General features: G+C 48.6%; 11 protein-coding genes and 1 pseudogene. 8 read left to right on the top strand and 4 right to left on the bottom strand.

Translation table 11 applies throughout. The features are described from left to right. Positions 1-181: 181 nt before the first annotated feature. Together ade and A8O23_RS01250 are read left to right on the top strand one after the other, a co-directional pair. Positions 182-1,828: an adenine deaminase gene (gene ade / locus A8O23_RS01255; RefSeq protein WP_066615527.1), complete on the top strand. Its 1,647-nt coding sequence runs from the start codon at positions 182-184 to the stop codon at positions 1,826-1,828. A gap of 374 nt (positions 1,829-2,202) precedes the next feature. Then, positions 2,203-3,039 carry a sulfite exporter TauE/SafE family protein gene (locus A8O23_RS01250; protein WP_239693298.1) on the top strand — a complete coding sequence of 279 codons (837 nt, stop codon included), beginning with the start codon at positions 2,203-2,205 and terminating at the stop codon, positions 3,037-3,039. Between the two features lie 333 nt (positions 3,040-3,372). Here the strand turns inward: A8O23_RS01250 and A8O23_RS01245 are convergent. The 4 genes and pseudogenes from A8O23_RS01245 to A8O23_RS01230 form a co-directional block, all read right to left on the bottom strand. Next, positions 3,373-4,350, bottom strand: a pseudogene (locus tag A8O23_RS01245) (PLP-dependent cysteine synthase family protein); the annotation flags it as partial. Between the two features lie 135 nt (positions 4,351-4,485). Then, entirely contained in the window at positions 4,486-5,193 is a 708-nt protein-coding gene (locus A8O23_RS01240; protein WP_066615525.1) for a carboxypeptidase-like regulatory domain-containing protein, read from the bottom strand. An 84-nt stretch (positions 5,194-5,277) separates the two neighbouring features. Then, positions 5,278-6,063: a hypothetical protein gene (locus A8O23_RS01235; protein WP_066615524.1), complete on the bottom strand. Its 786-nt coding sequence runs from the start codon at positions 6,061-6,063 to the stop codon at positions 5,278-5,280. A gap of 246 nt (positions 6,064-6,309) precedes the next feature. Next, entirely contained in the window at positions 6,310-7,539 is a 1,230-nt protein-coding gene (locus A8O23_RS01230) for a metallophosphoesterase (RefSeq protein WP_066615522.1), read from the bottom strand. A 149-nt stretch (positions 7,540-7,688) separates the two neighbouring features. Here A8O23_RS01230 and radC point away from each other — a divergent pair, with 149 nt between their 5' ends. The 6 genes from radC to rny all read left to right on the top strand — a co-directional run bounded on the left by radC (position 7,689) and on the right by rny (position 14,321). Continuing rightward, the gene (gene radC, locus A8O23_RS01225; protein WP_066615518.1) at positions 7,689-8,393 is read left to right on the top strand and encodes a RadC family protein; all 705 of its coding nucleotides are present in this window, start codon (positions 7,689-7,691) and stop codon (positions 8,391-8,393) included. 188 nt (positions 8,394-8,581) lie between these two features. After that, a complete protein-coding gene (locus A8O23_RS01220; RefSeq protein WP_066615514.1) occupies positions 8,582-9,187 on the top strand; it encodes a DUF1684 domain-containing protein in 606 nt (201 codons plus the stop codon). Between the two features lie 307 nt (positions 9,188-9,494). Next, positions 9,495-11,909: a phenylalanine--tRNA ligase subunit beta gene (pheT, locus tag A8O23_RS01215; protein WP_066615882.1), complete on the top strand. Its 2,415-nt coding sequence runs from the start codon at positions 9,495-9,497 to the stop codon at positions 11,907-11,909. Position 11,910: 1 nt separating this feature from the next. Then, complete coding sequence (locus tag A8O23_RS01210) at positions 11,911-12,207, top strand: hypothetical protein (protein ID WP_066615513.1); 297 nt, start codon at positions 11,911-11,913, stop codon at positions 12,205-12,207. A 175-nt stretch (positions 12,208-12,382) separates the two neighbouring features. Next, positions 12,383-12,673: a cell division protein ZapA gene (locus A8O23_RS01205; protein ID WP_066615512.1), complete on the top strand. Its 291-nt coding sequence runs from the start codon at positions 12,383-12,385 to the stop codon at positions 12,671-12,673. 55 nt (positions 12,674-12,728) lie between these two features. Then, positions 12,729-14,321, top strand: coding sequence for a ribonuclease Y (gene rny, locus A8O23_RS01200; RefSeq protein ID WP_066615511.1), 1,593 nt, complete (start codon positions 12,729-12,731; stop codon positions 14,319-14,321). Positions 14,322-14,344 lie beyond the last annotated feature (23 nt).

The raw sequence follows: 14,344 nt of genomic DNA, 5'->3' as shown, positions 1-14,344 counted from the left end.
TGGGTACAAGCTGGGCTTACTGTTCCCAGCAAAAGGCACCATACTAACCCAAGGGAAAAAAACTTTCTCAAAACCATTAACTTTGACTGCAAAGATACACGTTATCTATCGGAACGCCACCTGAATTTCTTCTGGTGTGTGTTTCGGGCCTATTTTTCTCAAAACAGCGCAAAAACAACCCATGACTACTCCCCGATTCTTCAAAATAAGCGGCAACATCATTGATATTCTCAACAAAGAAATTTTCCAGGGCACGCTGGAAATTGCCGATGGCCAAATCATGAAGATTACCCGGGAATCTGTGGCCGAAACACATTTTATCTTGCCTGGGTTCATAGACGCGCATGTGCACGTAGAAAGTTCTATGCTGGTGCCCTCTGAATTTGCCCGCCTGGCCGTACCGCACGGTACCGTGGCCACCGTATCTGACCCGCACGAAATTGGCAACGTACTTGGACTGAAGGGGGTGGAATACATGCTGGAGAATGGGCAGAAAGTCCCTTTCAAGTTTTTCTTCGGGGCTCCCTCCTGCGTGCCCGCCACATCTTTTGAAACCGCTGGCGCTGAAATCACTCCCGAAGACATTGAAGAGCTGTTTCTGCGGCCTGAGGTGAAGTATTTAGCCGAAATGATGAACTGGCCCGGCGTGCTGAACGGCGACGAGCTGGTGATGCAGAAAATTACCCTCGCCCAAAAGTTTGATAAACAGATTGATGGCCACGCCCCTGGCCTGCGGGGCGAGCAGGCTTTCTCCTACACCGCCGCTGGCATGACCACCGACCACGAATGCTTCACCGCCGAGGAAGCGCGCGACAAACTGGCCGCCGGCATGAAAATCTTGATACGGGAAGGCAGTGCCGCCAAAAACTTTGAAGCCTTGATTGAGCTGCTTTCCGAATTCCCTGACCGCATTATGTTCTGCTCAGATGATAAGCACCCTGACAACTTGGTGGAAAGCCACATCAACGAACTGGTGAAACGCGCTTTAGCCAAAGGCCATGACCTGTTCCACGTGCTGCAGGCTGCCTGTGTGAATCCGGTACAGCATTACAAACTGGAGGTGGGCCTACTGCAGGAAAAAGACCCCGCCGATTTCATTGTCATTGACAACCCAGAGAACTTCAACATCCTGAAGACCTATATTAACGGGCAACTCGTGGCAATAGACGGGAAAACTCAAATTGAATTCACTCCCAGTGAAGTGATCAACAACTTCCACGCCGAACCCAAAACTGTGCAACAATTCAAGCTACCGGCTCAGGAGGCCAATAAAATCAGGGTAATTGAACCTTATGACGGGCAATTGATTACAGGCACACTATTATTAGACCCAAAAATTGAAAATGGCAATGTGGTGAGTGATGTGGCGCAGGATGTATTAAAGATGGCCGTAGTGAACCGCTACCAAAATACTGAACCTGCCATTGCGTTCATCAAGAACTTCGGGCTGAACCGCGGAGCCATTGCCTCTAGCGTGGGTCATGACTCGCACAACATCATAGCCGTGGGTTGTGACGATGAAAGCCTGTGCCGTGCCGTCAACCTCTTGATTGAAGCCAAAGGCGGAATTTCAGCGGTGTATGAAGACACCGAAGAAGTGCTGCCTCTGCCCGTTGCTGGTATTATGTCTGCCGAGGATGGATATTGGGTAGCCGACCAATATGCTAAGTTAGACCGCACCGCCAAAGAAATGGGCAGCACCCTCATCTCCCCTTTCATGACGCTTTCGTTCATGGCCCTGCTAGTGATTCCTGCCCTTAAGCTCTCTGATAAAGGTTTATTTGACGGACAGAACTTTCAGTTTGTAGATGTGCTGGTGCGAGAGTAAACTAAGTTGTTAGTGATTAGTGGTTAGGGTTGAGGCATTTGGGAGTAACGGTATATTCTTGTACTGTTGAGAGTATAAAGATTGCCAACTAACAATGATAGGCAGCCTCTGACTCCCTTCGCTGTGCAGATAGCTACTCTATGACAATGCACTTAGCCAGTTACAAACTGGCGCCATTGGTAGCCACAAGTTACGCTGGCGCTAAACTTGCGGCAGGCAAGACTGTTTTAGGCCTAGTTTCTGAAAAATAGCTCCAAAACGTGTGAAGTGGAGAGCCATCTTCACTATAAAGAGAGGTTGGAGTAAGGCTGAAACTTTCTATATACCCATGGTCTTCAATTACGTACTTTGTAGTCTTAATTAAAGCATTCACCTTGCTAACCGAGATACTCATTTTTTTTGCCGGAGTTATTGTCAGTGCCTTTGGCACTATGATAGGTTTCGGCGGTGGAGTGTTCATGGTGCCAATCCTCATCATCTTCTTTCAATTCCCGATCGAGCTGGCCATTGGGTCGGCTATGTGCGCGTTGCTCCCCTCTGCCCTAATTTCTTCCATCTTTAACTACCGCGAAAAAAGCATTGATTATGTGGTAGCCTCGCTGCTGCAGCTACCTTCCATGATAGGCACAGTGATTGGAGCCTTTCTGGTGGCATATATACCGGTGCTGCAAATGCAGGCGTTTTTTGCGTTGTTCGTGATTGCCACCGGAATTTACATGCTGGCCACATACAAGAAAAAGCAGAAGCGCAAGCAAGGCATGATGTACCGCCTCAACCGCATGCCCACCTCCTTCATCCGTAAATTCCATACCAAGCACAAAGCGTACAGGTTAAACGGAAGCCTAATGGCTTTTTTCGGGCTCTGCACGGGTACATTGGCGGGATTGTTCGGGATAGGCGGCGGATTTTTGCAAACCCCTATCATGATCAGGGCTTTTAAAATTCCCTCCCAAATTGCCATTTCCACTTCGCTTTTCATTTTAGTAGTTACCAGCCTCTCGGGCATTTCATCGCACTATTGGCTAGGCCACATTGACTGGCGCAAAAGCCTACCCCTAATGCTGGCTTTTGCTGTAGGGGCTATGTTAGGTCGATTTTTAAAGAAGGAAGATCAGTCTAGCCAGCATACCTCAGAGAAAATGATTGGCATTGGTTTGCTTTTGGCCGGTGTTAGTGTGGTAGTGCACATCTTCCTGAAGTACGAGTTTTAGAGGTCCACTACTGACTCGGCTCTTTTAATGGCGCAAGCGTCCGCTTGTGTCCTTACGCTTATTTGAGTTGGGGCAGTTTTTAGTTGTTGTTGATAACACCAACAACGGCGGAGGGTAAAGCCGCTGCAGACAGGATAAGCCTGAAGACAGTTTATTTCCGCAATGCGTACGGACACAAGCGGACGCTTGCGCCATGACCAATTGCCATACGTTGCACTATAAACAAGCAAATTTCATTTTCAGCCTTATTCTCCTGAAACAGGCCTAAAACAAAAAGCGGCTGACTAGATTTCTCCAGTTAGCCGCTTTATATAATCTTAAAGCTGTCTTTTAGTCAATGTAGCCTTGCTCGCGCATCCAGTTGTCGTTGTAGATTTTGCCCAGGTAGCGGGTGCCGTGGTCTGGAAGTACAATTACCATCACGTCATTTTCGGTTAAGTGCTCTTTGGCATACTCCAGTGCCCCGTAAACCGCTGAGCCGCTAGACCAACCTACAAACAGTCCTTCTTCCTTGGCTAACCGGCGGGTCATAACGGCTCCGTCTTTGTCGCTTACTTTAATAAAGGTGTCAATGAGGCTGAAGTCTACGTTCTTGGGGAGAATGTCTTCGCCAATACCCTCGGTTTTGTAAGGGTAAATCTCGTTCTCGTCAAAAATACCGGTCTCTTTGTACTTCTTGAAAACAGAGCCATAGGTGTCAATACCCACAGACATCAGCTCTTTGTTCTGCTCTTTCAGGAATTTGGTGATACCGCAGATAGTTCCGCCGGTACCCACGCCCGCCGCGAAGCAGGTGATTTTACCGTCGGTCTGTTGCCAGATTTCAGGACCAGTGGTGTCATAATGAGCCGCGGTGTTAGAAAGGTTGTCGTACTGGTTTGGGTAAAACGAGTTCGGGATTTCCTGGTTCAGGCGCTTGGCCACTGAGTAGTAAGAATCTGGGTGCTCTGGCGCAACGTCAGTAGGACAAACCCGTACTTCAGCGCCAACCGCTTTCAGAATATCAATCTTCTCCTGGCTCTGCTTGTCAGACATAGTGAAAATACACTTATAACCTTTAGCAATAGCTGCCAACGCCAAACCCATGCCCGTGTTACCGGAGGTTCCTTCAATAATGGTTCCGCCAGGTTTCAAAATTCCAGCCTTCTCAGCGTCTTCAATCATGCGCAGCGCCATACGGTCTTTCACCGAGTTGCCTGGGTTAAAGTATTCTACTTTGGCCAGCACAGTGGCCTTGACACCTTGGGTAACGCTATTCAGTTTTACAAGCGGCGTGTTACCAATGGCTTCAATGATATTGTTCAAGTGCATATTTTAAAGACAGAATGAATAATTGACCAACAGAGGGAATGCCAAAATAAGTCACTCACCTTCTGTTTTAAAATAAAATAAATCTATACGTACTGATTCTGAGAATCAAGGACAAAGGTAACCAAAAATATTCGCCTAACGGATGTTTGGAGCCCAGCTGGGGTCATAAAAGCTGGTGGTGTCTCTAAAAAAGCGGTTATACCGGATGCGGGCCTGACGAATAGAGTCTTGTTGCAGCATTATGCGCTCTAGCGCTTTCTGCCGCTCCCGTTCTGCAATAAGTTGGGCTATGCGGCTACGCTGCCGCCCTTCTTTAGAGAACTGCTCATACAGGAAACTAAGCGGATTTAAGATAGGATTGATAGGCTCTGGCGGCCCCTCTGGAATAATGATGATGGGCACCGTCGGATTGATGCGGGGCTTGGGCGGCTCAGGGCGGGGCTTCATGTTCCGAAGCACCCGGTCTACTTTTTCTGCGCTGGCCATGGGTGACACCTTTACCTCTTTAAGCTGCACACTTTCTTCCTCCAATAGAATATTTACCCGCAGCTCGGTTACACTGCGCAAGGAGGGCACATAGTACTTTTGCTTATACCCTAAAAAACGGAACACCAATGTGTCTGAAGAAGGCATTTGAATCCGGAACCGGCCCTGCTCATCAGTAGCTAGGCCTTCACCAGTGCTTTTGCGGTACACAGAAACGCCGGCTATAGGTGTCTTATCTTTTTCCTGCAGCACCTGGCCGCTCACCCAGAGCATGTGCCCCGGCGTCTGAGCCTTTACACCAAACACCGCCCCCACCAATGCCCACAGGAAAAAAAGATACCGAAACTGTTTTGCCATACGCCGAAAAGCACATCTTGATGCTACAAAAGAAAAGGCTTGCCTTTCTAACGGGCAAGCCTTTCAAAATTAATCAGAGAACGGTTAATTCTCGACTTTTATTTTAGAATTATCGGTCTTGATTTTCATCTCATCGCCTTCCTTCTTTATTTTAAGATCATCTGTTTTCAGCTTTGACTCGTCGCCTTCGCGCTTGATCTTAACATCATCTGATTTGTATTTATACTCATCCCCTTCACGCTTTATCTTCACGTCATCGGTTTTAAGTTTTGCTTCCTCACCATCAATTTTCAATTTTCCACCGTTCTCGGCTTTAAACTTCATGTCTGCCTCGTAATATTTCTGACGGTTTGCCTGGTAAAGTTTAAATTGATCTGAAGTTAAAAAACCTCTCACCTCAGTGTCTACGGTGCTGTTAATGCTTTCCAACTCATTGTAGTAGTTGTCAGGGTAACTTGCCGTAGCCCCAGTAGCATTCATATTGGCATCCATTGATGCATCAGCCCCTATTGTCATGTCACCGCTATCTGCGGCAAAACCACCGCTACGGTTGGTGCTGCTGAAACGGGTTTCCAATTCGTCTATCTGCCGTGCTCGGTTATAGTACACTGTCCGCAGACGGGCTTGCGCTGAAGTATCTAAATCAAGATCCTGCGACACTTGGCTAACCATACGGTTAGCCCTGTCGCGGTATTCTTCGTCAAAGTTATATTCCTTTAAAGAAGAAGTGGTGTTGTCGCTAGGCCCAGCGGCGTTGTCTGGAGTGCTGCTGTCGTTTTCGTTGGTTTCTCTGGTGGTGCCTGCGTCTTCGCGGCAAGCGGAGAACACTAAAGCCCCAGCTGCCATCAGCATCAAAAATTGCTTTTTCATATTTTTCAGATGTCAGTTTAAAAATATGCTTATGCCACATTGGCCAAGCCCCTCATTGTACGCTCAGCAAAACCTCAGGTTACTTCATTATTGCACTTATCTAACACATCCTAAACAAAACTATCATTCACATATTTACCCAATTGAATTAAAAAAAGCTGTTTCAGGGCTAATTTCGTAAAAACAGCCCTGAAACAGCTTTTGCACTGTCTCACAAAATAAGTTTTAAAATTTTGAAGTTTAGGTTTAACTGCGCTTAAACTCGAACACAGTTATTTCCGGCAAAAAGCCCACGCGCCCGTGATAGCCCAAAAAGCCCAGCCCCACGTTCACGTACAGGTGCTGCCTTCCTTTTTTATACAGCCCAGCCCATTGTTTGTATACATATTGCACGGGACTCCATTTAAAACCCGGAATGTTTACCCCAAACTGCATGCCATGGGTGTGGCCAGAGAGGGTAAGGTCAATGTCAGGGTATTTCACGTTCACTTCGCCGTCCCAGTGTGAGGGGTCATGTGACAACAACACTTTGAATGGCAGTTCTTCAGTACCGGCATAGGCTTTGCCCAATTTACCGTATTTAGGAAACCGCATTTGCGCGCCCCAATTCTCCACTCCAAGAATTGCAATTTTCTGCCCATTTCGCTCCAGCACCTGGTGCTCATTTAAAAGCACTTTCCAGCCAGCCCGGCGCTGGTGCTGTATTAGCGTTTGAATGTTTTGAAGCTGCGCGTCCGGGCTGGGCCACTCCACGTAATCGCCGTAGTCATGGTTTCCTAAAATAGAGTACACGCCGTTAGGGGCCTTCACCTGAGCCAGAACATCAACGTACGGTTCTACCTCAGAGGCCAGGTTGTTCACCATGTCGCCGGTAAACACCACCACATCGGCTGCCTGTTTATTAATCAGCGCCACCGCTTCTTTAAGAGGCTCCGCAGAATGGAAACTTCCAGCGTGCATATCGGTAATCTGCAGCATTCTGAACCCGTCAAACGCTTGAGGCAGGTTCGGAAATTTCAGCGTCACTTTTTTCACCTGGTAAGCATAGGCACCACGTACCATTCCCCAAATAAGCGTGCCCAACGGAATAGCGCCCATCACCAAAGCCAGCTGGCTCATGAACTTGTGCCTTGAAAGGTCAAACTTCTCCTTTTCTGCCCCCCTAAAGTTGTTTGACAGCCACTGCGTAAGCCGCACCAGGTCATCCAGGAGCAGAAACAGCACCACCACCAACTTAGAGATAAACAAGATGAACAGCACATTGGCCACCTGCATGCGGGCAGGATTAGGTGCCGAACCTCTAGTTAGCAGTGCCAGCAATAGGGTGCCAAGGGTAAAGAGGCTGATTGCCCAGTAAATGACATAAACCGCCTTTTTTCCTCCTGAGGTGAGTCCCTCAGACACAGTGCGCACGGCTTGGAAAACATAAAGATCAATTAGAAATACCAGCAGTAGGGTAATGATCAAACGAACCATAGGTCTTATAAAGCATTAAAATGCGGCAAATATATGTCGCTACAACGAAGGGTTTACGGTAAATCGTTACCCACCGCTGAACTATTTCTTCGGCTTTAGAATTCTATTGGCAATTTCAGATTGATTTCAGAAAAAGAAGCTTAAAACACATGTCTACCGTGTACGCCGCCGCCCCTCTCTCTATCAAATCATGGGCCGAAGAAGACCGCCCCCGCGAAAAACTCCTGCTTAAAGGCCGCGCCGCCCTCTCAGATGCCGAATTGATTGGTATTCTCATAGGCTCCGGCACCGCCAAGTTGAGTGCGGTAGATGTGGCAAAGTTGATTTTACAGGCCGTAGACAACGACCTAAACGCCCTAGCCCGCCTTACAGTAAAGGAACTGCAGAAGCATAAAGGTATTGGCGAGGCCAAAGCCATTTCTATTGTGGCCGCGCTGGAACTGGGCCGAAGACGCAAAGAAGCCGCCCCCACCGTAAAAACCCGCATCACCTGCTCCACCGACATTTACGAGTACATCCGTCCGCATTTACTGGATTTGCCGCACGAGGAGTTTTGGATTATCTTGCTCAACCGCGCCAACACCATCATGAAGAAGATCCAGATCAGCAGCGGCGGGGTGGCCGGCACCGTGGCCGACCCGAAGCTGATTTTCAAGCACGCTCTGGAGAATTTGGCCAGTGCCATCATTCTGGTACACAACCACCCATCGGGACAGTTAAAACCTAGCGCCGCTGATATTTCTCTAACCAAAAAGCTGCAGGAGGCCGGAAAAGTGTTAGATCTGCCAATTTTGGATCATTTAATTTTTACGGACAGCAGCTATTACAGCTTTGCTGATGAAGACCTTCTTTAGGAATAGTTGATTGCTGGTTGTTGATTGTTTAACAGAAAAAGCAGTCACTAAAAAGTGGCTGCCTTTTCTGTTTTTGACCTCTTTTTAAGAAAACAAGCCCAAAACGTAACTTTAGAATCACTTCATACTTGGGAAGTGGAGGTTTCCACTTTTCTTTCCGAACTTGCGCGCTCAACCTGCCTTAGTTCATGAAAGGAATAAAATACATCATCATTCTGGGCGTGCTGCTCATCTTCGGTTATTTGGTCAAAGACCTGTTCTTCAACGATGAGAGCTATGTACAAGCTGTTCAGAGGTTTCGGGAAAACAAAGACCTGAACTTCCATAGCGTCACCAATTCTCCGCTGCCAGACTCCATCCGTCGCACCTTCAGAGGCTTGAATTATTACACCCCATCCCGCGACTATGAAATAACTGCTGACTTCAAGGCCGAAGAGCGGCCGGAGCCAGTAGCAATGCCCATGACTACTGGCACGCAGGAACCTTACTACGTGAAAGGCAAAGCCACCTTTGAACTTGAAGGCCAGGAGCACACCCTCACCCTTTACCAAAAAGCCGGCACCACCTCAGATTCGCTTTTCATTCCGTTCACCGACCAAACCAATGGCTTCGAGACCTACGGCGGTGGCCGCTATTTAGACGCCATTCCAAACGGCAGCAATATTGTACTGGATTTTAACAGAGCCTACAACCCGTTCTGCGCTTACAATCCTGATTTCGCCTGCCCCATGCCCCCGGCTGAAAACCGGCTAAAGGTGAAAATTCCTGCAGGCGAGAAGAATTATGCCAAGTGAAACTTGGCAAGTCTTGAGTCGCGAGTCCTGAGTCCCGAGTCAGAAGAAGTAAAGCCTAGCAAGCTCCAATGAACTCGCAGTGTCTTCCAGACCTGCGAGCGCTTTTGCCAGTTGCCATTCAGAACGCAGCAACTTCAACCAGAAAGGCAAAATAACATGCTGACTCAAAACTCGCGACTCAGAACTCACGACTCCAAAAACATTTTATTCCATGTTTACCAGTTTTTGGTAATTTTGAAAATTGTAGCCCGAAAACGGCTGGTGGTGCGGCGTGGCTGCACCCGTCATAAACAGAGAACACAATACCATGCGCATATCACTTGATTGGCTCAAGACTTTAATATCTATCAATAAACCCGCCCAGGAAGTTGGCAAACTCCTCACTGATGCCGGCTTGGAGGTAGAAGGCATTGACACCGTAGAGGTTGTACCCGGCGGCCTGAAAGGCATGGTCATTGGCGAGGTACTCACCTGCGCCAAACACCCCGATGCCGACAAACTAAGTGTAACCACCGTTGACATAGGCGAAGGCGACCCGAAACACATTGTCTGTGGTGCCCCTAATGTGGCAGCCGGTCAAAAAGTAGTGGTGGCTACCGTGGGAGCCACTTTGTACCCAGCAGGCGGTGAACCTTTCCAAATCAAAAAGTCAAAGATCAGAGGAGCCGTATCGGAGGGTATGATTTGCGCCGAAGATGAGATTGGCCTTGGCACCGACCACGGCGGCATCATGGTGTTGGACACGGATTTACCCAACGGTACTCCGGCTGCACAGTACTTCGGCTTGGCCTCAGATGAAGTGTTTGAAATTGGCCTCACCCCGAACCGCGCCGACGCCGCTTCGCATTTGGGCGTGGCGCGTGACCTGCAGGCCCTACTTAAAACGCCTTACCAACTGCCCGACCTGAGCGGCTTCAAGGTTGCCAATACCAACCTGCCTATTTCAGTGGAGATTGAAAACGTAGAGGCTTGCCCGCGCTATGCCGGAGTAACGGTTTCTGGAGTGAAAGTGCAGGAGTCACCAAAGTGGTTGCAGCAGCGTTTACGCGCCATTGGCCTGTCGCCTATCAACAACGTGGTGGATGTTACAAATTACGTGTTGCACGAGCTGGGCCAACCGCTGCATGCTTTTGACGCTGCCAAAATCAAGGGCGGCAAAATCATTGTGAAGAATGCTGCCGAAGGCGCTAAATTCACCACGCTTGACAGTGTGGAGCGGACGCTTCGTGCGGAAGACTTGACCATCAGCAACGCAGAGGAGCCGATGGTGTTAGCGGGTGTTTTCGGAGGCTTGAACTCAGGAGTAACCGAAGAAACGCAGAACATTTTCATCGAGAGCGCTTACTTCTCCCCTGCCGGCATCAGAAAAACAAGCCAGACGCACGGCATTAAAACTGATTCTTCGTTCCGTTTTGAGCGCGGCACTGACCCTAACATGGTCATCACAGCTCTTAAGCGGGCTGCCCTTCTTATACAGGAAGTAGCCGGTGGCGAGATTTCTTCTGAAATTGTAGACGTGTACCCTACTCCGGTAGAGCCTACCCAAATTCAGGTGAGCTACGCCAGAATAAACCAACTGATTGGCCAAAACATCGGTGAAGACAGAATCAAAGAAATTCTGACAGACTTGGGCATTGAAGTGGCCGAGGAAACGGCAGAAGGTTTGCTGCTGACCGTGCCACCTTACAAAGTTGACGTGACCCGTGAGGCTGATGTGGTGGAGGAAGTGCTGCGTATCTATGGCTACAACAACATTACGCTGAGCGAGAATTTGGCGGCCAGCTACTTGGCACAGTTCCCGAACCCAGACCCTGAGGTAATCACCAAGCGCATAGCGGATTCTCTGGCGGCCAATGGGTATTTGGAGATGATTACCAACTCGCTCACGAACTCCAACTACTACAAAGACTCTGAAGGAAACACGCCGTCAGAACTGGTACCTATTTTGAACTACAACTCTGAGGACCTTGACGCTATGCGCTTAACTCTGGTGTACTCAGGACTGGAAGTTCTGCGCCACAACATTAACCGCCGCCAGCGTGACCTGAAGGTTTTTGAAATTGGTAAAGTATACCGCAAAGACGGCGAAAAATTCAAAGAGAACAACTATCTTGCTCTGTTCCTGACTGGCAACAAAGCTTCTGAAAGCTGGCAACAAGCCACTAGCAAAGGTTCTTTCCATGATTTGGCAGGTCAGATACAGCAAGTGCTTACGCTTTGCCGCCAGCCTAACTATACCACCAAACCAAGTGAACACCCTTACTTGGCCGGTGGCGTGGTTTACCAGAAGGGCGATGTCACGCTAGGCCATGTAGGCTTGCTGAAAGACAGCGTGTGCAAACAGGTTGACGTGAAAGAGCAAGTGTGGTACGCAGAGCTCAATTGGGATTACCTGCTACGCAACTACAAAGACAAGCTGGTGTTTGAGGAATTATCTAAGTTCCCTGAGGTGCGCCGTGACCTGAGTCTGGTGCTGGACAAAACCGTTACCTTTGACCAGATAAAGCAAGTGGCTCAGCGCGTGGAAAGAAAATTATTGCAAGACGTGAACGTGTTTGACGTGTATGAGGGCGATAAAATTGAAAGTGGTAAAAAAGCCATTGCCATCAGTTTCACGCTGCAAGACAAAAGCCAGACCCTGACCGACAAGGTAATTGATTCAACCATGAACCGGTTGATGCAACAGTTTGAGCACCAATTAGGAGCCGTAATCCGGAAGTAAAATGCCTAACCAAAGCTACCTTCAGCAGATACAGTCCATTGAGGGCAAAGTACACCAACTGGTACAGAAATACCAGGCTGGGCAGGAACAGCTACAGGCCGCTCACCGCGAAATTGAGCGTTTGCAACAGGTCATTCAGGAAAAAGACTCTGAGATAAAAAATTTTCAGAATCAAGATAATATTAGTAAAATTGTACAAACCATAGCAGTAGACACTACCAGTTCAACGGAACTGAAGCTGAAAATAAACGAGTACCTGAGAGAAATCGACAAGTGCATCGCTTATTTAAGGGAATAGGAGAACGGGCTGTCTGGTTGCGAATGTTATTTGTTCTCTCTTTACGCGTGATTACACGCTTTTTTACAATAAAGAACCTTAGGATTGAGATGCGGCATTTTTACACCTGTAGTACATCGCACTGCAACCTGATAACAGACCAACGCGCCACGGCAGCACAATACAGCATCTGGAAATGAGTGAGTTATCTATACGAATCAAGATAGCCGACCGCGAGTATCCGATGCGGGTAAACGAGGACGAGGAAGAAAGGCTACGGCAAGCGGGTAAGTACCTGAACGAACGCATCCGTTTATTCAGGGAGCAGTTTGGCATACATGACAAGCAAGATTTGCTGGCCATGATTGCCCTTGAAACCGCCGCCGATAAGATAAAGACGGAAGACGACGCCGTACAGACCCAACTTACGTTGGAGCAGAAACTCTCTTCGCTGAATCAATTGCTCTCTTCTCTGCAGCTCGGATAACCCTATCCACTGGCTAAGTGTCATTGCTATAACAGAACCCTTTAACGTTATAGTCATGACTATTTATATCATTTTAGCAGCGGTAGTAGGCGCTGGCATAGGTTTCTATGTCGGGCGGGTGCTGCTGATGAAGCTCTTTAAAGAGCAGGAAGAACAAGCCAACGAGCGCGCCAAACTCATCATCCGCGAAGCGGAAGCAAAAGCAGAAAGCCAGAAGAAAGAAAAAATGCTGGAAGCTAAGGAACATTTCCTTAAGCTGAAAGCTGAGCACGAGGAGCAGGCCAACCATAAGAAAAACATCATCATCCAGAATGAGAACAAGGTAAAGCAGCGTGAGCAACTGGTGGCCAAGCAGCAGGAAGACCTGAAGAAAAAAGAGCAGGAAACCGATTCGCTTCAGAACAAACTAAACCAGCAGCTGGAAGGCTTTAACAAGCGCAAAGAAGACCTGGAGGCCCAATACAAAGATAAGCTGGCCAAGGTTGAAAAAGACCACCACGAGATTCTGAGCCGTCTGGAGCGCATTGCCAACTTAAGCGCAGAAGAAGCCCGTGAGCAACTGGTGGAGAACCTGAAATCTGAAGCCTCTACCCGCGCCTCTTCTTACATCAAAGACATTGTGGCCGAGGCCAAACTCACCGCTACGAAAGAAGCCAAAAAGGTAGTGATTGAGACCATTCAGCGCACCGCCGCTGAACACGCTATTGAGAACTGCGTGTCCATCTTCAACATTGAGTCAGACGACATTAAAGGTAAGATCATCGGTCGTGAAGGCCGTAACATCCGTGCTTTGGAAGCTGCTACTGGCGTTGAAATTATTGTGGATGACACTCCAGAAGCCATCATCATTTCTGGTTTTGACCCCGTTAGACGTGAGATTGCCCGCCTCTCTCTGCACCGTTTAGTAGCTGACGGACGTATTCATCCAGCCCGCATTGAGGAAGTGGTGGCCAAAACGAAGAAAAGCATTGACGAGGAAATCATCGAGATTGGTGAGCGTACCGCCATTGACTTAGGCATTCACGGTCTGCACCCAGAACTGATTAGAATGGTAGGCCGCATGCGCTTCCGTTCTTCGTACGGTCAGAACTTGCTGCAGCACTCTCGTGAAGTAGCCAATCTTTGCGCCACCATGGCCGCTGAACTTGGCCTAAACGTAAAGCACGCCAAACGTGCCGGCTTACTCCACGACATTGGAAAAGTAACCACAGAAGAACCAGAATTGCCACACGCCATTATTGGCATGCAGCTGGCCCAGAAGTACAAAGAGCACCCAGACGTGTGCAACGCCATCGGTGCTCACCACGATGAGATTGAGATGACCGCTATGATTTCGCCAATCATCCAGTCATGCGATGCTATCTCCGGCTCCCGCCCTGGTGCCCGCCGCGAGATCATGGAGTCTTACATCAAGCGTCTGAAGGAACTGGAAGAAACTGCTCACTCCTTTGAAGGCGTGAATCAGTGTTACGCCATTCAAGCCGGCCGTGAGCTCCGCGTGATGGTAGACGCCGACAACGTCACCGACGAACGCGCCTCCCAGCTGTCTTTCGACATCTCGCAGAAGATTGAGAAAGAAATGCAGTACCCTGGCCAGATTAAAATCACCGTGATTAGGGAAATGCGCTCGGTGGCTTACGCCAAGTAAGTTTCATCGATAGTTATTCATCA

Origin of the sequence: Rufibacter roseus (genome assembly GCF_001647285.1) — a bacterium.
GTDB lineage: Bacteria > Bacteroidota > Bacteroidia > Cytophagales > Hymenobacteraceae > Nibribacter > Nibribacter roseus.
The sequence above is the reverse complement of the archived record's forward strand: the minus strand, read 5'-3'. Positions and strand labels throughout refer to the sequence as shown.